This is a genomic window from Streptomyces bambusae (assembly GCF_020532645.1).
GTDB classification, from domain to species: domain Bacteria; phylum Actinomycetota; class Actinomycetes; order Streptomycetales; family Streptomycetaceae; genus Streptomyces; species Streptomyces bambusae.
Map to the genome: position 1 here is coordinate 138,555 of NZ_JAJAUZ010000006.1, position 19,818 is coordinate 158,372.

19 protein-coding genes and 1 pseudogene are annotated in these 19,818 nt (G+C 74.4%); 9 read left to right on the forward strand and 11 right to left on the reverse strand.

Going from position 1 to position 19,818, the window contains the following annotated elements; translation table 11 throughout:
- Positions 1 to 30: 30 nt before the first annotated feature.
- Positions 31 to 1,395: an outer membrane protein assembly factor BamB family protein gene (locus tag LG634_RS06585; RefSeq protein WP_226732680.1), complete on the reverse strand. Its 1,365-nt coding sequence runs from the start codon at positions 1,393 to 1,395 to the stop codon at positions 31 to 33.
- A gap of 158 nt (positions 1,396 to 1,553) precedes the next feature.
- Here LG634_RS06585 and LG634_RS06590 point away from each other — a divergent pair, with 158 nt between their 5' ends.
- The gene (locus LG634_RS06590) at positions 1,554 to 2,189 is read left to right on the forward strand and encodes a VOC family protein (protein ID WP_226732681.1); all 636 of its coding nucleotides are present in this window, start codon (positions 1,554 to 1,556) and stop codon (positions 2,187 to 2,189) included.
- Positions 2,190 to 2,385: 196 nt separating this feature from the next.
- Complete coding sequence (locus LG634_RS06595; protein WP_226732682.1) at positions 2,386 to 3,789, forward strand: DUF5685 family protein; 1,404 nt, start codon at positions 2,386 to 2,388, stop codon at positions 3,787 to 3,789.
- Positions 3,790 to 3,890: 101 nt separating this feature from the next.
- Here LG634_RS06595 and LG634_RS06600 read toward each other — a convergent pair whose 3' ends face one another.
- Complete coding sequence (locus tag LG634_RS06600) at positions 3,891 to 4,937, reverse strand: aldo/keto reductase (protein WP_226732683.1); 1,047 nt, start codon at positions 4,935 to 4,937, stop codon at positions 3,891 to 3,893.
- 103 nt (positions 4,938 to 5,040) lie between these two features.
- Between LG634_RS06600 and LG634_RS06605 the strand changes: the two genes are divergently transcribed.
- The 5 genes from LG634_RS06605 (at position 5,041) to LG634_RS06625 (ending at position 10,603) form a co-directional block, all read left to right on the forward strand.
- Positions 5,041 to 5,751, forward strand: a complete 711-nt coding sequence (locus LG634_RS06605; RefSeq protein WP_226732684.1) for a TetR/AcrR family transcriptional regulator — start codon at positions 5,041 to 5,043, stop codon at positions 5,749 to 5,751.
- 160 nt (positions 5,752 to 5,911) lie between these two features.
- Positions 5,912 to 7,078, forward strand: coding sequence for a polyprenyl synthetase family protein (locus tag LG634_RS06610; protein ID WP_226732685.1), 1,167 nt, complete (start codon positions 5,912 to 5,914; stop codon positions 7,076 to 7,078).
- Positions 7,075 to 8,601, forward strand: a complete 1,527-nt coding sequence (crtI, locus tag LG634_RS06615) for a phytoene desaturase family protein (protein ID WP_226732686.1) — start codon at positions 7,075 to 7,077, stop codon at positions 8,599 to 8,601. Before LG634_RS06610 ends, crtI begins: the two co-directional genes overlap by 4 nt.
- Entirely contained in the window at positions 8,598 to 9,599 is a 1,002-nt protein-coding gene (locus LG634_RS06620; RefSeq protein ID WP_226732687.1) for a phytoene/squalene synthase family protein, read from the forward strand. Before crtI ends, LG634_RS06620 begins: the two co-directional genes overlap by 4 nt.
- Positions 9,596 to 10,603 (forward strand): DUF5914 domain-containing protein, encoded by a 1,008-nt coding sequence (locus LG634_RS06625; protein ID WP_226732688.1) that lies wholly within the window; start codon positions 9,596 to 9,598, stop codon positions 10,601 to 10,603. The genes LG634_RS06620 and LG634_RS06625 overlap by 4 nt, the downstream gene beginning before the upstream one ends.
- 45 nt (positions 10,604 to 10,648) lie before the next feature.
- Here LG634_RS06625 and LG634_RS06630 read toward each other — a convergent pair whose 3' ends face one another.
- The 4 genes from LG634_RS06630 to LG634_RS38180 all read right to left on the reverse strand — a co-directional run bounded on the left by LG634_RS06630 (position 10,649) and on the right by LG634_RS38180 (position 15,425).
- Positions 10,649 to 12,148, reverse strand: a complete 1,500-nt coding sequence (locus LG634_RS06630; protein WP_226732689.1) for an FAD-dependent oxidoreductase — start codon at positions 12,146 to 12,148, stop codon at positions 10,649 to 10,651.
- An 86-nt stretch (positions 12,149 to 12,234) separates the two neighbouring features.
- A complete protein-coding gene (locus LG634_RS06635; protein ID WP_226732690.1) occupies positions 12,235 to 12,963 on the reverse strand; it encodes a class I SAM-dependent methyltransferase in 729 nt (242 codons plus the stop codon).
- A complete protein-coding gene (locus LG634_RS06640; RefSeq protein ID WP_372482380.1) occupies positions 12,960 to 14,213 on the reverse strand; it encodes a lycopene cyclase family protein in 1,254 nt (417 codons plus the stop codon). Before LG634_RS06640 ends, LG634_RS06635 begins: the two co-directional genes overlap by 4 nt.
- Before the next feature lie 300 nt (positions 14,214 to 14,513).
- Positions 14,514 to 15,425 (reverse strand): hypothetical protein, encoded by a 912-nt coding sequence (locus LG634_RS38180; protein WP_226732691.1) that lies wholly within the window; start codon positions 15,423 to 15,425, stop codon positions 14,514 to 14,516.
- 195 nt (positions 15,426 to 15,620) lie between these two features.
- Between LG634_RS38180 and LG634_RS38185 the strand changes: the two are divergent.
- Positions 15,621 to 15,737, forward strand: a pseudogene (locus LG634_RS38185) (MerR family transcriptional regulator); the annotation flags it as partial.
- Positions 15,738 to 15,762: 25 nt separating this feature from the next.
- Positions 15,763 to 16,218 carry a hypothetical protein gene (locus tag LG634_RS06655; RefSeq protein WP_226732753.1) on the forward strand — a complete coding sequence of 152 codons (456 nt, stop codon included), beginning with the start codon at positions 15,763 to 15,765 and terminating at the stop codon, positions 16,216 to 16,218.
- On the opposite strand, the gene LG634_RS06660 is transcribed toward LG634_RS06655, so the two are convergent.
- The 5 genes from LG634_RS06660 to LG634_RS06675 form a co-directional block, all read right to left on the reverse strand.
- Positions 16,208 to 17,068: a DUF3592 domain-containing protein gene (locus LG634_RS06660; protein WP_226732692.1), complete on the reverse strand. Its 861-nt coding sequence runs from the start codon at positions 17,066 to 17,068 to the stop codon at positions 16,208 to 16,210. The two genes, LG634_RS06655 and LG634_RS06660, sit on opposite strands and share 11 nt — an antisense overlap.
- Positions 17,069 to 17,147: 79 nt before the next feature.
- Positions 17,148 to 18,242, reverse strand: coding sequence for a hypothetical protein (locus LG634_RS06665; RefSeq protein ID WP_226732693.1), 1,095 nt, complete (start codon positions 18,240 to 18,242; stop codon positions 17,148 to 17,150).
- 99 nt (positions 18,243 to 18,341) lie between these two features.
- The gene (locus LG634_RS37765; RefSeq protein ID WP_264202786.1) at positions 18,342 to 18,467 is read right to left on the reverse strand and encodes a hypothetical protein; all 126 of its coding nucleotides are present in this window, start codon (positions 18,465 to 18,467) and stop codon (positions 18,342 to 18,344) included.
- A 106-nt stretch (positions 18,468 to 18,573) separates the two neighbouring features.
- Entirely contained in the window at positions 18,574 to 19,278 is a 705-nt protein-coding gene (locus LG634_RS06670; RefSeq protein ID WP_226732694.1) for an alpha/beta fold hydrolase, read from the reverse strand.
- A 4-nt stretch (positions 19,279 to 19,282) separates the two neighbouring features.
- On the reverse strand, positions 19,283 to 19,756 hold the full coding sequence (locus LG634_RS06675; protein WP_226732695.1) for a dihydrofolate reductase family protein: 474 nt from the start codon (positions 19,754 to 19,756) through the stop codon (positions 19,283 to 19,285).
- Positions 19,757 to 19,818: the final 62 nt, after the last annotated feature.

Genomic DNA, 19,818 nt, shown 5'->3' on the forward strand with positions numbered 1-19,818 from the left:
GCCCCCTGAACCGGGGGCCGGGGCACCCCGTCAGACGGGCTGGGCGGCGAAGACGAAGAGGCCCCCGGCGCTGCGCACGGTGGCGTACCCGTTCGTCGTGAACTGCGGCATCTCCTGGATTCCGGAGGTCAGCAGCTTCTTGTCGCGGGCGTCGAGCGCGGCCCCGACGCCGTCCAGGTACGCGTAGAGGACGCCGTTGCCCGGGAGGGCGCGCGGCGTGATGCTCACCTCGTCCGCGGCCTGGCGCCACAGCTCCTTGCCGGTCTCCGTGTTCCAGGCGACCGCGCCCTTGCCGTACTGCACCACGGCGGTCTTGCCGTCCGGGGAGACGGCGAGGCCGTCGTCGTCGCCGGTGCCGTTGGTGTCGATGCCCGGCCCCTCGGCGAGCCGCCGGCCGCTCTTGACGTCGATCAGCGTCATGACCGCGTTGGAATCGCCGTACGAGGACCATTCGAGGAGGGCCTTGTCGCCCTGGAACGGCATCAGCCGCGCGCTGGTCGCCGTGGTCGAGGTGACCAGCTTGGCGATGGCGGCCGGCGGCGCGAGGTCCTTGGTGTTCCACGCCTTCTTGCCCGTGCGGATGTCCGTGGCGGTCAGCCAACGGGCGTAGGGCTGGAAGGAGATGTCCTGCTCCGAGGAGTAGCCGAGCCCGGGACCGACCGCATCCTTGAGATCGAGGTGCGAGGCCTTGGTGGTCAGGGTCTCCCCGTCGCCGATCGGGATGAACTTTGCGCCGTCGAAGTCGCTGGTGTCCACGACGAAGCCGTGCCGGACCTGTGTGGACATGTGGGTGTCGCCGTCGAAGGAGGAGCTGCCCAGCTTCTCGCCGGACGGCGCGTACATGGTCAGCACGGTCTGGGTCGAGGCCTTCTTCAGGCCGCCCGCCGGGGTGTCGACACGATGGCGGACCAGCAGGGCCGGTGAACCGTCCCGCCACTCGCCCACCTGCACGAGCGCCGTCGCGTGGGAGGACGTGGAGCCGCTGCCCTCCGCGGGGAGCGGGAACTCGAACTTCTTGCGCAACTGGCCGCTCTTGGCGTCGAAGAGCCGGGCGGTGAGGGTGCTCGTGCCCTCCTGCCCGTTGCGGTAGCCGGTGACGATGACGGCGTCCCCGACCGTGCAGACACTGCGGTCCGACGAGTCCCCGTCGGACGCCTTGCCCGCGCAGTTCCCCGCCTCACGGTCCGTCAGGCTCCACACCGGCTGAGCGGCCAGTCCGGGCACCGGCTTGCCCTGGTAGGCGGGGCGCTTCGGCGTCGCGGGCGCGGACTCCGTGGCCTTCCCCTTCTCCCCGCCGCCGGCCTTGGCATCGGCGTCCGCTCCTCCGGAGCACCCGGTCACCAGCCCCGTGGTGAGCACCAGACCGAGCGCCACGGTCGTGCGTATGCGATTCAACTTTCTTGCCCGTCTTCCCTCTTGAGTGATCACGCCCAGCGGACCACCTTACTTCGATCAAGATCCGCTGAGCTCCGCGGCTGAATCCACGGAGGGGTGGCCCGGGGTGGTGGGCGTGGCGTGCGGATTTGTGCGGGCCGTGCGGTCATGATGGCGCAGTGCGACTTGATCACGTGTCCTATGCGGTGGCCCGCGACAGCTTCGTCTCGACCGTCCAGTGGATCGGATCGGCCCTCGGCGCCGGGTTCGTCGACGGGGGCGTGCACCCGCGGTTCGGCACCCGCAATTTCATTCTCCCGCTGAGCGGCGGCACCTTCGTCGAGGTCGTCACCACACTCGACCACCCCGCCGCCGACCGGGCACCCTTCGGCCAGGCGGTCGCGCGCCGCGCCGCCGAGGGCGGCGGCTGGCTCGGCTGGGTGGTCTCCGTCGACGACATGGCTCCGGTCGAGGCCCGGCTCGGCCGCACTTCGTCCGAGGGCCACCGGGTCCGCCCCGACGGGTTCGACCTGAGGTGGAGGCAGATCGGCCTGCTGGAGCTGATGGAGGACCCGCAGCTGCCCTACTTCCTGCAGTGGCTGGTGCCCGACGAGCAGCGCCCGTGCGCCGACCCGCGCACCTCCACCACCATCCACGGTGTCTCCATCGCCGGCGACGCCGCCTCCATCGCCGAATTCCTCGGTGAGCCGGCCGACCATCCCCTCGACCAGATCGACGTCACCTGGGTCGAGGACGAGGAGCCGGGCCTGGTCTCGGTCGAGTTCGCCACCGCCCGCGGGCCGGTCACGATCTGACGGACCGGTCCCGCGGGCGGACCCGGTGCGACGTCTCTCGGCAGGCACTCCCCGGAGGGGAACCATTTAGGATGTCGGCCGCGTGTTGATGTCACGTGCGGTTGACGTCGTGCCGCGCGGCTCGTGTGCGGTCCTGCGCCCGTGATCCGTCCGGCCGGGCGCGTCCGGGTGGCTGTTCCTGTGGGGGAGAAGTTCGGTGTTCGGAATCATCAGGCCATGCCGTCATCGCCTGGGCGAGGGCTTGCGTACCGAGTGGATGGCGCATCTGTGCGGTCTGTGCCTCGCTCTGCGCAGCGAGTACGGACAGTTCGCGAGGGTGGCCACGAACTACGACGGTCTGATCGTTTCGGTGCTGACCGAGGCGCAGTCGGAGCGTACGGGTGACTGGCGGCGGGGTGCCGGTCCGTGCCCGCTGCGCGGGATGCGGTCGGCGGACGTGGCGCAGGGTGAGGGTGCGCGGCTGGCGGCGACGGTGTCGCTGGTGCTGGCCGCGGCGAAGATACGTGACCACGTGGCCGACGGCGACGGCCTGGTGGCGCGCCGTCCGGTGGCGCTGGCGGCCCGCCGGATCGCCCACGGCTGGGACCGTGCGGGTGCCGCAGGCGGCGAACGGCTCGGCTTCGACACCGCCGTGCTGATCGGGGCGGTCGAGCGCCAGCCGGAGGTTGAGCGGTCGACCGGCCCCGGTGGCTCGCTGCTGACGGTCACGGAGCCCACGGAGACGGCGACCGCAGCCGCCTTCGCGTACACCGCGGTGCTCACGGATCGGCCGGAGAACGCCGGACCGCTGGCGGAGGCCGGCCGCCTGTTCGGGCGGCTAGCGCATCTGCTGGACGCCGTGGAGGACCGGGCCGCGGACGAGGCGTCGGGTGCGTGGAACCCGATCGCCGTGACCGGTGCGGACCTCGGCGAGGTGCGCCGGCTCTGCGACGACGCCGTCCACGGCATCCGGCTCGCCCTGTCCGATGCCGTGTTCGTCGACGGGCGGCTGGTGCAGGCGCTGCTGGGCGGCGAGTTGGAGCGTGCCGTCGACCGTGTCTTCGATCCCCGGCACCGTCACCACCAGCACCGCCCGCAGGCTCGGGGCCTGCGCATGGTGCCCTGGCTGGGACGCCGGACGGGGACGGAAGCGCCCTCGTCGGGGACCGGTACCGGCGCCGGTGAGGCCTGCGGCGTCGGGGCGCTCGCGGGCGCGGCCCCCGAGGGCCGGCCGATGGCGTCGGGCCGCCCGCCGGAGGGGCAGTGCCGGCGGTGCCACGAGTGGCGCCCGCTGTGCGCCGATTGCAGGCTGTGCTTCAGCTGCTGCCGCTGCTCCGCCGATGAGGGCGAGCCCTGGGACTTCGGCGGCGGAGGCGGCAACAGCGGCGGCGGTTCGGACCGGGGCGGTTCCGGGGGCGACGGCTGGTACGGCGGCCGGGGCGGCGGCAACTCGGGCGGTTCCTACGGTGGTTCCGGCGGCGGCCACGGCTCCGGCGGTTCGGGTGGCTCCGGTGGCGGTCACGGCTCCGGTGGTTCCGGCGGTGGCTCGGGCGACGGCTGCGGGGGTGGCGGCGGTGGCTGCTGCAACCCGTGCAAGTGCTGCTGCGACTGCTGCGACTGAACGCGGACGAGCCGCACCCGGCACCCCCGGCGGGGCACCGGGTGCGGCAGCCTCTGCCCGCCGTCGCCGTCGCCGGCGGTCCGGCCCGGTACGGGGCGCGGTCAGGCGGGCCGGGGCAGCAGTGGCGGGTTGAGGCGGGCGAAGCCCTCCTGGCGCTCGTACGGGAAGTGCGGGTACGGGGCCGGGCGGTGGCTGACCGAGTCCAGGCGAGCGGTCTGCTCCGGAGTCAGTGACCAGCCCACCGTGCCGAGGTTCTGGCGCAGCTGCTCCTCGTCCCGGGCCCCGATGATCACGGAGGCGACGGTGGGCCGCCCCAGGAGCCAGTTCAGGGCCACCTGCGGGACGGTCCGGCCGGTCTCGGCCGCGACCTGGTCGAGCACGTCCACCACGTCGTACAGGAGTTCCGGGTCCACCGGCGGCCCGTAGTCGGCGGTGGCGTGCAGGCGGCTGCCGGCGGGCAGCGGGCGGCCGCGGCGGACCTTCCCCGTCAGCCGGCCCCAGCCGAGCGGGCTCCACACCAGGGCGCCCACCCCCTGGTCCCGGGCCAGCGGCATCAGGTCCCACTCGTAGTCCCGGCCGATCAGGGAGTAGTACACCTGGTGGGCGGTGTAGCGGGGGCGGCCGTCGCGGTCGGCGGCGGCCAGGGACTTCATGAGCTGCCACCCGGCGAAGTTGGAGACGCCGACGTGGCGCACCTTGCCCGCGCGGACCAGCCCGTCGAGGGCCTCCAGCACCTCCTCCACGGGCACGGCCGCGTCGAACGCGTGCAGCTGGAACAGGTCGATGCGGTCGGTGCCCAGCCGGGTCAGGGCCTCCTCGACGGCCCGTACCAGCCGGGGCCCGGAGGTGCCGGCCTCCCCGGGGCCGTCCCCGGTGGGCAGCCCCGCCTTGGTGGAGAGCAGCAGCCGGTCCCGGCGGCCGCGGACCGCCTCGCCGAGGACGGACTCCGAGGCGCCGGCCGAGTAGACGTCGGCGGTGTCGAAGAGGGTGATGCCCGCGTCGAGGGCGATGTCGACCATGCGCCGGGCTTCCCGTACTCCGGTGTCGCCCCAGGCTCCGAAGAGCGGGCCCGAGCCGCCGAAGGTGCCCGCTCCGAAGCTCAGCGCGGAGACCTCCGGGCCGGACGTACCGAGTTTCCTGTAGTCCATGACAACCCCCAGCTCTCTAATGGGACCACAGCCCCCTTAAGATGACTCCAAGGTAGCAGCCGTACGGCATTAATGGAACTGGAGACCCGTTATGGTGGATCGAGTGGCACCTGGGGAGCAGCCCGACGGACGGGGCGCGGAGGCCCGGGCCGAGCAGCCCGCGGACCCCGGCACCCTGCGGCCCGGAGGCCGGACCGCCCGGGTCCGCGCGGCCGTCCTGGAGGCGGCGGGCGACCTCATCGTCGAGGCCGGGCTCACCGGCCTCGACCTGGCCGAGGTGGCCCGCCGGGCCGGGGTCGGCAAGACCACCGTCTACCGGCGCTGGGCCACCACCACGGGCCTGGTCGCGGACCTGCTCGCCCACATGGCCGAGGAGTCCGTGCCCCGCACCGAGACCGGCAGCCTCGACGGGGACCTCCTGGCCAATGCCGAACTGGTCCGGGCCACCCTGTCCGACCCCCGGCAGGGCGCGCTGTTCAAGGCGGTCATCGCGGCGGCCGCCACCGACCCGCGAACCGCAGACGCCCTGCACCGCTTCTACCGGATCCGGGTCGCCGAATGGGCCCCGTGCGTCACCACGGCGGTGGCCCGCGGCGAACTGCCCGCCGGCACCGACCCCGCCGAGGTGATCAGGGCCGTCTCCGCCCCGCTCTACTACCGCCTGCTGACCACCCCCGAACCCCTGACCCCGGACCTCGCCGCCACCGCCGCCCGCGCCACCGCGGCCGCGGCCCGCGCGGGCGCCTACGCCAGGACCGCACCCGCCACGGAAACCGGCGGCACGGGCGCGCCAGACGGGGGAGCGGCGGACTGAACGCGCCCGCCGACCCGCTCCGGGACACCCCCGGCCGGCGTAGGCCGTCCGGGCGACACGGCGTCAGACGGCTGCGGCACCGGGGAGAGATCAGTGCATCCGAACCAGCGCCACCAGCGGAACCACAGGCGTGCCAGCAACCGAGCGGGAGAAGGTATGCATGTCGCACCCGTGGACGCCCCCGGCCGGGCGAGCCGGCCCCAGGCCCGCCGCATCACGCACCGACCGCACGCTGACCAGCGCGGAGGAAGCCGTCACGGACGGAGAGGACTTCCTCCACCAACGGCTCTGCGCGGCACTCCACGACGCCCGCCGGACCGACCGGGTGTTCGCCGACGAACTGGCGGGCCGCGTCGCCGCCCTCGTGCGCAGGGGCGGCAAACGGCTGCGCACCGCGTTCGTGTGGTGCGGGTGGCAGGCCGCGGGCGGGCACGGAGACCCCGCGGACGTCCTGCGCCTGGGCGCCGCCCTCGAACTGCTCCAGGCGTGCGCCCTGGTACACGACGACGTCATGGACGGCTCCCCGGTCCGGCGCGGCGCACCCGCCGTGCACGTCGACTTCGCCCGCCTGCACCGGGCAGGCCGGACACACGGCTCGCCGGACGCCTTCGCGACCGGCGCCGCCATCCTCGCCGGCGACCTCGCTCTGGCCTGGGCCGACGACCTCCTGACCGAAACCGCCCTCGGCTCCCCCCACGGCCGCCGCCTCCACCACGAATGGCAGGCGATGCGGACGGAGATGGCCGCAGGCCAGTACCGCGACATCCGCGCCCAGGCCCGCGGCTCCTCCGACGTCACCGAAGCGGTGACCGTCGCCACCCTCAAGAGCGCCTGCTACACCGTGATACGGCCCCTCGGTCTCGGCGCCGCCCTGGCAGGCGCCGACGCACACACCCTCGGCGCGCTGCGGTCGGCGGGACGCTGCGCGGGCCTCGCCTTCCAGCTGAGGGACGACCTGCTGGGGACGTTCGGTGACCCCGCCCACACCGGCAAGCCGGCCGACGACGACCTGCGCGGGCGCAAGCTCACCTACCTCCTGGCCACCGCGGCCCGCCTCGCCGAAGCCTCGGGCGACGAGCAGGCCGGTGCCGTCCTCGCGCCCGGTGCGGAGCCCCGCTCGGACGCCGGCATCGCGCAGATGCGATCCGCCATGGAACGCACGGGGGCACGGACCGCGGTGAGCGGAGAGATCGCCAGACTCGCCGCGGCGAGTGTGGACCACTTCGCGGCGACCGCCGCACCCGCCGACGTCGTCCGCGAGTTCGACGCCCTGGTGCGGCGCGCCGCCGGCGGGGCACCGCAACCGGCCGGCCGGGAGGTCCTGTGAAGACCGTGCCCGGCCCGACCGGGCACGTCGTCGTCGTCGGCGCGGGGCTCGCCGGGCTGGCCTGCGCCCTGCACCTGCTGGGTGCCGGGCGCACCGTCACCGTCGTCGAGCGCGACAGCGGGCCCGGCGGCAGGGCCGGCCGGACGGAAACGGGCGGGTACCTGCTCGACACCGGACCCACGGTTCTGACGATGCCGCACCTGGCCGACGAAGCCTTCGCCGCGGTCGGCGACAGCCTGGCCGCCCACGTCGAACTCCTGCCGCTCCACCCCGCCTACCGGGCCGTGTTCGCCGACTCCTCCCGCCTCGACGTCCACACCGACGGCGAAGCCATGGAAGCCGAAATCAGCCGCTTCGCAGGCCCCGCCGAAGCAGCCGGCTACCGGAGGCTGCGCACCTGGCTCGAGCAGCTGTACCGGGTGCAGATGCGCCGCTTCATCGACACCAACTTCGACTCGCCGTTCCAACTCCTGCACCCCGACCTGGCCCGCCTCGCAGCGCTCGGCGGCTTCGGCCGCCTCGACCGCAGGATCGGCAGCTTCCTGGCCGACGAGCGCCTGCGCCGGGTGTTCTCCTTCCAGTCCCTGTACGCCGGGGTCGCGCCAGCCCGCGCCCTCGCCGCCTACGCCGTCATCGCCTACATGGACACCGTCGCCGGGGTGTGGTTCCCCCGCGGCGGCATGCACGCCCTGCCCGCCGCCATGGCCGTCGCCGCCCGCCGGGCCGGCGCGCAGTTCCACTGGTCCTCCGAGGTCACCCGCCTCGAACACACCGCAGGACGGGTCCGCGCCGTACACGTGGCACCCGACGTACGGATCGCCTGCGACGCAGTCGTCCTGACGCCCGACCTGCCCACCGTCCACCGACTGCTCGGAAGGGCCCCACGCCGCCCGGTGCGCCTGCGCCACTCGCCGTCCGCGGTGGTCCTGCACGCCGGCACGGACCGAACCTGGCCGGAGCTGGCCCACCACACGATCTCCTTCGGCTCCGCATGGGAGCGCACCTTCGAGGAACTGACCAGCACCGGGTCCCTGATGAGCGACCCCTCCCTGCTGATCACCCGGCCCACCACCACCGACCCGGGCCTGGCGCCGCCCGGCAGACACCTCCACTACGTGCTGGCACCCTGCCCGAACACCGACACGGGACCCTCGGCGGCCGCCTGGCGGACCCTCGGCCCGCGCTACCGCGACTCCCTGGCCGCGGAGCTCGAACGCAGGGGCCTGCACGGATTCGCCGACAGCATCGAGCACGAAGTGCTGGTCACCCCTGCCCACTGGGCCGCTCAGGGCCACGGCGCCGGGAGCCCGTTCTCCGTCTCCCACACCTTCGCCCAGACCGGACCGTTCCGACCCCGCAACCTGGTGCGCCACCTCGACAACGTGGTCCTCGCCGGCTGCGGCACCACCCCGGGCGTCGGCGTCCCCACCGTCCTCATCAGCGGAAAGCTCGCCGCCGCCCGCATCACCGGCGGCCGCCCCGCCGCCCGCCGACCCGCACCGGGAAGGACCCCCGCGCCATGACCAGCCGCGAACTCGACGCCGCGGGCGTCACCGACCCGCACCTCAGATCCGCGTACGCGCTGTGCCGCAGCCTCCACGCCGCCCACGGACGCACCTACTTCCTCGCCACCCGACTCCTCCCCGTCGAGCGCCGCCCCGCCGTCCACGCGCTGTACGGCTTCGCCCGCTGGGCCGACGACATCGTCGACGACCTCGACCGCCGCCGGCCGGCCGCCGAACGCGACCGACAACTCCTCCGCCTGGAGGAGGCCCTCACCCGCGGCCTCGACACCGGAACCAGCACGGAACCCGTCGTCCGTGCCCTCGCCGACACCGCCGCCCGCTACCGCATCCCGCACGCCCACTTCACCGACTTCATGGCCTCGATGCGCGACGACCTCATCGTCACCGACTACCCGACGTACCAGGACCTGCGCGCCTACATGCACGGCTCCGCCGCGGTCATCGGACTCCAGATGCTGCCCGTCCTCGGCACCGTCACCGACCCCCGGGAGGCGGCACCCCACGCGGCCGCGCTCGGCGTGGCCTTCCAGCTCACCAACTTCCTCCGCGACGTGGGAGAGGACCTCGACCGGGGCCGCGTCTACCTGCCCGCCGACCTGCTGGCCGCACACGGCGTCGACCGCCCGCTCCTCGAACACAGCCGCCGCACCGGCCGCGGCGACCCGCGCATCCGTGCCGCGCTCGTCGCGGCAGAAGCCATGACCCGTACGGTGTACCGGGAGGCAGAGCCGGGCATCGACATGCTCGATCCGCGGGTGAGACCCTGCATCCGCACGGCGTTCGTCCTCTACGGCGCCATCCTCGACGCCATCGCCCGCGACGACTACACCGTCCTGCACCGGCGCTCCGCCGTCAGCCGCCGGCGCCGGGCCGCCGCGGCCGCCGCCGGCACCGCCCGCGTCCTGGCCGCCCGCCTCCGCCACCGGAACCCGCGCCCCGGTCCCCTCCCGGTGCCCGACGACCACCTCGCCTCGCGGCAGGGGACCGCCGAATGAGCGGGCCCGCACGCCGGCAGCGCCGGTGGACGCCCCTGCGGCTGCGGACCGGCCCCGACTGGGCCGCGCAGACACCGACCTGGCAGCAGGCCAGACCGGCGCTCATCGCCGCCGCGCTGAAGCGGGCCCAGGCCCGCCCCTCCGGCAACTGGTTCGTCGTCGGCGCCTCACGGACCACGGCCACCGACGGCCGCCCGAGCGGCCGGACGGTCGCCGGCGCCGAGGTCGTGCTGTGGCGCACGGCATCGGGAGACCTGCGCGCGGGACCGGGCGCCTGCCCCCACCTGGGGGCGCCCCTGCGCGACAGCCGCGTGGTGTGCGGCACCCTGGTGTGCCACTGGCACGGCATGGCGCTGGACGGCACCCCGCTCGCCGGCTGGCACCCCTACCCCGTCCACGACGACGGAGTCCTCGTGTGGGTGCGCCTCGACCGGACCGGCGGCGAGCAGCCGACCGACCGCCCGCCGCCGGCTCTGCGGCCGGACCCCGGGCGGGCCGTGGACGCGGTGGTCACGGTCGTCGGGCGGTGCGAACCCGAGGACGTGGTGGCCAACCGCCTCGACCCGTGGCACGGTTCGTGGTTCCACCCCTACTCCTTCACCGACCTGCGCGTCGTCAGCGCTCCCGAGGGGGAGCAGGACGACCCCTTCGTCGTGGACGTCTCGTTCAGGGTGGCGGGCCGGCTCGTGGTCCCCGTACGGGCCGAATTCACCGCCCCGGGGCCCCGCACGGTCCTCATGCGGATCACCGGAGGCGAAGGGAGGACCTCCGTCGTCGAGACCCACGCGACCCCCCTGACAGCACCCGGCGCCGCCACGCCCAGGACCGCCGTCGTCGAGGCGGTGGTGGCCGCCTCGGACCGGAACGGATTCCGGTTGGCGAGGGCCCTCGCCCCGGCCCTGAGGCCGCTGATGTCCCGGGCCGCGGGGCGGCTGTGGCGCGACGACCTCGCCTACGCCGAACGCCGGTGGGCGATGCGCAGCGCCGGCACGTTCCCCGGCTGACGGGTGGGGCGGCGGCCGGGCCCGCGCCCGGCCGCCCCCCGATGCTCAGGACCGCCCCGCCACGGCGGCCAGCGCCCTCAGCGCGCGCGAGCGGCCCGCCCGGGGCACGGTCCACAGCACCTGGCCCCGTACCCCCCAGCCGGCGAGGAGCGCGTTGGCGGCGAGGAAGCCGGTCGTGGCGGCCCGCTCCATCAACGCCACCGGAAGGCCGCAGCGCACCGCGTCGCCGGCCAGCACCACCCCCGGGTCCGGTGAGCGCACCGCCGGACGCCGCCCGTAGCCGCCGACCGGGAACAACGGGCAGTCGGAGCGCCATTCGTGGCGGGAGTCGACGACGCGCGCCCCGCGGGTCTCCGGGTAGACCTCCCGCAGCTGCGCGACCAGCCGCTCCTGGACCGCCTCTCGGGGGGCCGGGCCGTCGACCGCGTAGGCGTGCAGTTCGACGACCGAACCGCCCGTGCGCCCGGCCCAGCGGGCCGCCTCGCCTTCCCAGCGGTCGAGGACGCTGATGTTGTCCAGGCCGCCGAAGCCGCTGGTCCCCAGAAAGCCCGGCCGCCGCGGGTGTACCGGCCGGTCCAGCCACAGCCGGGTGACCAGGAACGGGGGAGCCGTGCGCAGGCCCGCGACCCCCTCGCGCCACGCGGCCGTGCCGAGGCCCGGCGAGCCCGCCACCACGTGCCGCAGGCCGGGCACGTCCAGAGCCAGCACGACGGCATCGTGCCGGGAGGCCCCGCCGTCGGTGCGCACGTCGAGGGAGCCGCCGGGGAGCGGGCGTACCCCGTGCACGGCGGTGCCGCACCGCACCTCGACGCCCAGTCGCTCCAGATAGGTCCCGAGGGGCTGCCACAGCGCCTGCGGGAAGGGCTCGGTGGGCACGTCGAAGAGCAGCCCCTCGGAAGATCCGAGGAAGTAGATGTGGAACATCAGCAGCAGCTCTGCCGCCGACAGTTCGCGCGGGTCGGAGAAGAAGCTCCGGGAGAACACCTCGAAGGCCAGATGGCGTGCGGCGGCGGGGAAGCGGATGCGGTCGAGGAACTCGGCGGCACCGACCCCGTCGAAGCGCTCGTACACCTCGGGCACCCGCACGTCGAGCAGCGGCAGGGCGGCCCGCGGATCCATTGCCGCCAGGTCCCGCCAGCCGAACGTCGGGCTCAGCGCGACGAACCCCAGGGCACTCCACGGCGGGGTGCGCGGCACCCGCGCGAAGCCGTCCCGCGCCCCGCCGCTGTGCTGCAGCGGGTAGTCGGGAAGCGGCACGAGCCGGGCCAGTGCCGGGTCGGTCCGCCGCAACAGCCCCCGGAGGTTGTAGTACTGGCGGAAGAACGCGTGGAAGCCCCGGCTCATCGTCACGGCCGAACCGTCCGCCAGCACGGTGGGCCATCCCGCGAGCCGGCCGCCCAGCGAGGCCTCGCGCTCGTACAAGGTGACCCGCACTCCGCGTTCCGCCAGCGCAGTGGCCGCCGCCAACCCGGCGATGCCCCCGCCCACCACCGCCGTGCTCGGGGCGTTCCGGGGCTCGAAGCCGGCGCGGCCCGGAGCGGGCATCACGACCTCCGCCCGCCGGTCACGGCCCCGCCGCGGCCCTCCGGTGCCCGTACCCGGTGGGCGCCCCGCGTCCTGGAGCAGGGCGTTCACCGTGCGGCCTGCGGCAGGCCGGACCCGTTGCGGGCCGTGAAGGTGTGGACGATGCCGGTCTGCCAGCCGGCCACGGGAGCCGTGCGCACCGCCGTGAAACCCGCCCGGCGCATCCGGTCCGCGAAGACGGTCGCGGTGTCGAAGGCCTGCACGCTGTCGCACAGGTGCCGGTACAGGCCGCGGTCGCCGGTCAGGGTGCCCGCCGGCACGATGACGCACCGGCTGACCGCCTGCCACACGGCCCGGTGCACGGCACGCCCGCTGAGGCTGTACTCGTGCGCCGAGAGCCGCCCGCCGGGGCGCAGGACCCTGCGGACCGCGGCGAGCACGGCGTCAGGGTCCCTGACGTTGCGGAACAGATAGGCGGCGAACACGGCGTCGTAGGGGCCGGTACCGGAGACCGACAGGTCCTCTGCGGCGAGCTGGACGAACCGGACCCGGTCGGGCCACTGCTTGGCGCGCGCCCGCTCCAGCATGCCCGCGGAGGCGTCCACCGCCGTGACGCGGGCGAGCGGGGCCGCCTGCAGCAGCGCCCGGGTGGACGCGCCGGTGCCGCAGCCGAGGTCCAGGACGTGCAGGCCCGCACCTCCGTCGGGAAGCTGCAGGCGGCGGGCCGAGCGGTGCAGCTCGGCGCGGTGGCCGGGGTTGAGCGCGGTCAGCCGGTCGTAGGAGCGGGCGGCGTGGTCGAAGGCGTGGGACAGGTCGTGGTCGCGTAGCAGCGTCACCGCGGGTTCTCCTCGGGTCGTGGCGCACCGCCGCCGGGCTGGGGCCGGCGGCGCAGGAAGGGCAGTTCGGCGGCGGTGCGCAGCATCGGGGCGGCGGGCGAGCGCAGCCCGATTCCGAACTCCTCCCATGCAGTGGTCCGCCCGTCGAGGAAACGCAGCAGCCGTTCACCGGGGACGGTGCGGAAGAGGTGGGTGAAGAAGGAAGGCCCGTCGATGCGGCCGGCATCGATGCACCGGAGGAGCACCGCGTCCATGGCGAGCGCGCGGCGGCCGTGCGGGGGCGGCACGATCTCGCCCCTGCCGGACTGCAGGGCGGCTGCGATGTCCCTGCTCTGCCGCTGTACGGCGGCGAAGGTGTAACCGGTGGCGGGGCGGGTGGCACCTGAGGCGGCGCCGATCCGGTACACGGACGAGCCCACGCGGCGCGGGAACCGTGCGTCGGTCATGGGGATCACGCCCTGCTCCGCGGAGACGACGCTGTACGACCCCAGCCGCAGCACCCGGTCCGCGTAGTGGCGCAGCGCTGCCTCGTACCCGGCCGTGGTCAGCGGTGTGCGCGAGAACTCGGTGTACTCGACCAGTGCGTGATCGGGGGCGAGCGGCAGGACGTAGCCGAACGCCAGCCCGTGCCGGGGCTGCGGTACCCGGAAGTCCATCAGATCGGCGATGCCCGGGTCGAACCGGTGGGCGGCGGTGCGCACGAACCAGCCCCGGAAATGCTGGAGGAGCACGGTCCGGGCGGGCGGAAGCACGGGCAGGGGCCGGGAGTCGAAGACGTACCGGCCGCGCAGCAGCAGCCGGCCGCCGTCCGCGAGGGTGCAGGCGACCTCGGCCGCGCCCCGGCCCTGGCGGACCGCGTGCACCGTGCCCCGCACCAGCCGGGCCTTCGGGCGACCGGCCAGAAGGCCGTGCACCAGCTCCTCGAACGCACCGGACCGGATCATCCGGTAGCTCATCGGGGAGGGGTCGGTGACCACGGTGCTGCCGTCAGGACCGCGGACCCGCAGCCGCTCCCAGGAGGCGGAGACCGCGCCGTCGAAGTCGCCGGGTCCTGCGGCCCAGTGGCACCAGGTCCGCTCGGGGGGCCGGAGCGGCCCGTCGGGGGGCTCCACCACGGTCACATCGCCGATGCCGGTCGACGTCAGCCGGTGAGCCAGGCTCAGCCCCGCCGCACCGCCTCCCACGATGACGACCTCCGCGTCGGCGCGACGGGCCCGCGCCGCGCCGGGACCGTCCGCTGCGGGGCTCACCGTGCCGGAACTCACCGTGCCGCCGGCCGTCCGGTCGACCGGAGCCGAACCCGGTCCGGATCCGTTGGTGCACACGTCGTGGAGCCTCCCTGTTCCTGCCGGAGCGCGGGTGACGCTCCGTCTGCCGGGAGCGAGTCTGCGCCGACTGCTGTTCGCACCCCGACTTCCGGCCGAGGGTCCGTGACGGATGCAGCGAGCGGCAGGTCCCGCGCATCGCCGTCCGGTGCGAAGCACCGCCCCGACCCGGAGGGCCGGCTCGGCGCGCGGCGGGTCTTCGGGGCCGGGAGGAGCCGGGCGGGGCTACTTGTAGGTGGGGCCGTTGGTTCCTGCGGGGGTGCGGTAGTTGCCCGGCGGGGTGGTGCGGATGGTTCCGTCGTTGCCCTTGCCGCCGGTGCCGCCGGGGTGTCCGCCGCCTCCGTTGCCGCCCGCTGCTCTGACGACGTCGGTGCCGGGGTTTCCGGAGGCCGTGATGTCGCCGTCGTTGCCGTGACCGCCGTTTCCGCCGTCGCCCTTGGCCGAGCCGCGGCCGCCGTCCCCTCCGGTCGTGATGACGTGGTTGCCCGCGGTGCCCGAGCCGATGATCCGGGCGTTGTTGCCGTCGCCGCCATGGCCGCCCTCGCAGTCGGACGTCCCTGCCGGGTGGGGCCTTCCGCCGGGGCCGCCGTCGCCTCCGATGGCTGTGATCTGGCCGTGTGCGCTGATGAGTCCGTCGTTGCCGATGCCGCCGTTGTGACCGTTGCGGCAGTTGCTCCGAACGGTCGCGTCCAGGCCTGCCGCGCCGGCCGTGGCGATGACGGTGATGTTGTCGTTCCCTCCTCCGCCGTAGATCGTTCCGTTGTTGCCGTGCCGGCCCGCGCTGTTGTGCGCGGCGTGTCCGGCACGCACCTCGATGGTGTCGTCGCCGGTGCCGCCGTTGATCTCTCCGGCGTTGCCGTGCAGCCCCACGTTGGCGCTGACCGTGATGGTGTCGTTGCCCGCGCGTCCGTGGACGAGGACACCGCCGGGGATCGAGGGGCACTGGATGGTGTCGTTGCCGGCCGTGCCGTTGATGGTCGTTCCGGAGACTTCCGAGTGGTTGACGGTGCAGGTGATGGATGCGGCGGCCGCAGGGGTGGCGCACGTGACGGTGGTGGGCACGGCGAGGAGCATCGCCACGGTGAGGACTCGCGCGCCGCTGTGCCGGGCTGGACGGCTGGGGACGTTGCCGATCACGACGGGGATCCTTTCGCGAAGGGAGACGGTGGAGTGCACCGCTGGTGTGTCTTCCCGATCCCCCTCGCGCTCAGGGCACGCGCGCCGGAAGTGCACACGTTTGCCGTGCCGCCGGGTGCGGGCCGGTCCCGGCCACGGCCGGAGGCACGGGCCGGGCTTGACTCCCGGGTAACGCGCGACGGCACAGCCTGTGCCGTGGACAGGAAAGACCTGCTGCCGACAGGACAGTTCTCGCAGGCAAGCGGCCTCTCGGTCACGGCTCTCCGGCACTACGACGCCAGTGGGGTGCTGGTGCCGACGTTCGTCGATCCGGTCAGCGGCTACCGGTACTTCCGGCGTGATCAGGTGCGTACGGCGCAGTCGATCAGGGCTGCGGCAGCTGGACATCCCGGTCGAGGAGGGGCGCCGCCTGCTCGACGGCGGCGAGGAGCAACTGGTCGCGGCACTGCAGGCACATCTGCGGGCGGCCGAGCGGCGGCTGGAGGTGCAGCGTTCCACGGTCCACAGCCAAGGTGCCTACCAGGAGATGTACGCAGTCGCTGGCCGCGGCCCGCTCACCTTCACCGGGCCTGCTTTCGTCCGCTTCCACGGAGTGTGCGACGACGAGAACGCGACGCTCGTCGAGGCGTGCCTGCCGTTCTGGGAGGGCGGTGCGCAGCCCGCGGACCTGCCCGCGGCCACGGCCCGCCCCGGCACCCCCACGGCCGGGGCACGGCCGTGGCCGCTCACCCCCTGCCCGCCCGCGCAGCCCACCGCGCCGTACCGAGGGCGCGGCTCCCGCGTCAGAGCATGACCGCCCCCACCACGGCCGCCGCCGCCACGATCAGGACGCCCACGACGTTGACCGCCTTGTCCCACTGCCAGGAGCGGCGCATGGACCCGACGTCCAGGGTGAAGACGGCCGGGTCCTCGGGGGCGTAGTGGACCGGGACGTCCAGGCCGCGCGATCCGGCGGGGTCGGGCAGCCCCGACTCGCAGTAGGCCGTGACGGCCCTGCCGTCGAGGGTCGTGAAGGTGACGACCGGCACCAGACGGGTCGAGGTGTGGCCGTCGTCGTCCGTGCTGACGCTCTTGAGCACGGCGACGACACGGCCGGGTACGCAGGCCATCCCGGCCAGCTCGTCGAGACGGCGGTTCCTGTCGCGCATGTTCCCGGGCAGGTGGTACAGCCCGGACAGGGCCCACGGGCCGCAGAAGCCGACCAGCGCCCACGGCCAGCCCCGCTCGATCGCGGCGACGGCGACCGGACCCGCGTAGACGAGGAAGAGCGCGAACGTCGGCCAGGCGAGTCCGCGCCCGCCCTCGGCGCGGTGGCCGGCGAACCGGAACGCGTGGGGCCGGCCGGGCGGGTAGTGGACCCCGATCTCCCGGCCCGTCCAGGCCACGTCGATCAGGTCGCCGCACTCCCCGTCGTTGGTGACGGTGAACTCCTGCCCGGTGGCCGGGTCCTGGAAGGAGACGACCACGGATATGCCCTCCCGTGGGGAGCTCCCGTGCCGGGGCACGTCCACGCGCTCGATCCGCCCCTTCGCCCGGACCGTCCGCTGCGCCCGGGTCATCCCCGCCAGTGACCTCCCGTATCCGACGAGCGCCAGTGCGCCGAACACGCCGCACCACAGCACCAGATACCCGTGCAGGCCCATCCGTCCCCCCTCCTGCCAGTTCGCGGACGCCCACCGGCGTACGCCCTTGCCGCCCGGCACCGTCCGGTGCCACGGCACCTCACCGTGGGGGCTCGCGCCGCACCACGTTGCCCCGGCCGTCCGCTTCCAGCGATGCCGTGCCCTCGGCCCCGGTCACGACGATCCTGATGACGAGGGAGCCGGTGAGACCCTCGGCGGTCAGCTGCCAGGTCCGCGGGGAGCGGACCGCCAGGCCGGTCGCTGCCTCCTCGACCAGGGCGGGGAACCGGTCGTAGGGCAGCGCCCGGGGGTCGAACCCCGGGGCCTGCGTGCCGGCGGGTGCGAACACGACCGACAGCGTGCGTTCCTGTACGACGACGGTTAGCGCCCGGAGCGCGCCCCCGCCCTGGGCGAGCGTGTCGAGGGCCCGGTCCGGTTCGCCCTCGTCGAGGTACGACCGCCCCGGACCCAGGGCAACCGTGCCGGACACGGACGACACCACCGTGGTCGACGACGTGGAGGAGACGGACGGCCGCGAGGCGGAAGGCGGCTTCGCGGCGTCGTCGCGGCCGGAGAGGTCTGAGGAGAAGAGCAGGACCACCGCGGCCGCGCCGATCAGCAGGCCGAGGAGCCCGACGAAGCCGACGCCGCGCACCTCCGCGGGCGCGACCGCCCTGGCCGCCTCCGGAGCCGGGTCGAGGCGGGCCGAGGCCGCCCGCTCCTCCCACTCCGGCGTCGGCCGCTTGACGATGCGCACCTGCCACGGCCGGTCCGGCGGGTACCGGACCACCACGACACCGCGCGGCCGGTAGTCGGGCAGGTCCACGACGTTGACGTCCTGCGTGACCTCGACCCGGTACGCCGGCCCGGCGTCCGGCGCGACGGTGAGCTCGAACCGCACCGGTACGTCGCTCGACTCGCCGCCGACAACCGTCCGGCTCTCGATCACCGCGAGCGCCGTGCGGGGCACGACCGCCGCCTCCCGGGCCCGCCGCGGCGAACCGGCGAGGACGAACAGCAGGCCGTACACCGCGGGCAGGACCAGCCCCGCCACGAACAGCGGCACGCTCTCCACGACACCGCCCACGACGAGCGCGGCGAGCGACGTGCCGACGACACTGCCGGTCAGGAACCCGCGTGCGAGCGCGACGGGCGTTCGGTGCGTGGGCGGTAACGGGCCCGTGCTGATCGTCATACCGGCGATTGTGCGGGGCGCAGGCGGTGTCCGGTAGCCCCCGTGATCGTCCGGGAGCGCGGGAGGCGGGGAGCCGCACCGGCGGGGGACGGTGCTCCGTCAGAGCCAGTACGAGAAGCGCAGCGCGCCCCCTTCCTCCCGGTACCGGCCGCGTCCTTCCTTGCCGAAGGGGTTGGGCAGCATCCGGACGGCCATCCGCTCCGGATCACGGACGGGCGTCACCACCAGCAGCCGCCACCGGTCGTTCCCGGTGCGCGTCGTACCCGTTCTGGAGCAACTCGAGGAGGAAACGGCCTGCGATGCCGGCTGCGGGGACGGCGGCCGAAGGGCGTCAGTCCCGGCGGCCCCGGCCGTCGCCGGTCCCGGCGCGGATCAGGGCGTTGGCCAGTTCCACGGGGTGGCCCAGGGCGACGCAGTGGCCCGCGGCGATCTCGTCGGGTTCGATCCCGAGACGCTGCCGGACGAGGCGGCGCAGGAAGCCGGGCGGGAGGAAGCGGTCCTCGGTGCACAACACGAACCGGGTCGGCACGGGAGGCCAGGCGTCGAGCGGCCAGGGCTGGGCCGACGCGGCCGGTGACGGGTGCGCCCGCTCCCGGCTGATCGCCTCGGCAGCCAGTGCGCGGGGCACGTCGTGGTAGAAGGCGACGTAGGGGTCGGCGCTCCCGGTTCGGCCGCCGTCCCGGAGCGCCTGCTGTCGTACGGCGTCGGCATGGCCCGTGGCGCCCCACCACTGGTCGGCCGACTCGCCGGGCACGGGGAGCATCCCGGCCACCAGCACCAGCCCCTCGACCGGGCGGCGGGCCGCAACCAGCGGTGCGGTGAACGCGCCGAACGACTGCCCCACGACCACCAGGCCGTCCCGGTCCCCGACCGCTTCCAGTACGGCGTCGGCATAGTCGTCCAACATCAGCGAGTCGTCGTCCCCCGGGAGATCGGGAGCCACCGTGTCATGCCCGCGCGCCCGCAGCTCCGCCTCGACCGCATGCCAGTACCAGCCGACGTCGCCGGCCCCGTGAATCAGGACGAACGTGCTCACCGGGTCACTCCCGGGGCCGGCCGGCAGGGGAACAAAGCCGAAGCAGGAGGACGGGGGCAACCGCCGCCTGGCCGCCGACGTCGCCGGCGGCGACCTCGACCGTTCGGTCGCCCGCGAGCTCCTGAGCCCCGGCCACGGCTGCCTTGATGCCGACGACGAAGTGGAACGGCGCCTTGGGGTCCCAGACCTTGGTCTCCGGCCGGTGCGTCACGACGACCGGGTGGTCGATCCCGCCCGGCGGCTTCCCGCCCCAGCCGTCCGTCAGGTCGAAGACGCGGTGGCCCGCGACCGTGACCACGATCCCGCCCCAGTACGGCCGCGTGTGGTCGTAGGACACCTGCGACACCTTCAGCACGCCGCTGTCGTCCAACGGGACGTCACCGCCGGTCAACCAGCCGAACAGAGGTCCGGTCCGGTCATCCTCGTCCGCGATGAACCCGTCCACCGACACCGAGCCGTACATGACCACCGCGCCCACGGGTCTCTCCTCTGCTTCGGGATGCCTCAAATTAGCGCGCTGCGAGCCGCCGCTCTCGCTGG

What these genes read in the sequence shown, in the direction of transcription:
- LG634_RS06610 (WP_226732685.1), top strand. Translation starts at nt 5,912, where the DNA reads ATGTCGCACCCGTGGACGCCCCCGGCCGGGCGAGCCGGCCCCAGGCCC.
- LG634_RS06625 (WP_226732688.1), top strand. Translation starts at nt 9,596, where the DNA reads ATGAGCGGGCCCGCACGCCGGCAGCGCCGGTGGACGCCCCTGCGGCTG.
- LG634_RS06600 (WP_226732683.1), bottom strand. Translation starts at nt 4,937, where the DNA reads ATGGACTACAGGAAACTCGGTACGTCCGGCCCGGAGGTCTCCGCGCTG.
- LG634_RS06660 (WP_226732692.1), bottom strand. Translation starts at nt 17,068, where the DNA reads ATGGGCCTGCACGGGTATCTGGTGCTGTGGTGCGGCGTGTTCGGCGCA.
- LG634_RS06665 (WP_226732693.1), bottom strand. Translation starts at nt 18,242, where the DNA reads ATGACGATCAGCACGGGCCCGTTACCGCCCACGCACCGAACGCCCGTC.
- LG634_RS06630 (WP_226732689.1), bottom strand. Translation starts at nt 12,148, where the DNA reads ATGCCCGCTCCGGGCCGCGCCGGCTTCGAGCCCCGGAACGCCCCGAGC.
- LG634_RS06620 (WP_226732687.1), top strand. Translation starts at nt 8,598, where the DNA reads ATGACCAGCCGCGAACTCGACGCCGCGGGCGTCACCGACCCGCACCTC.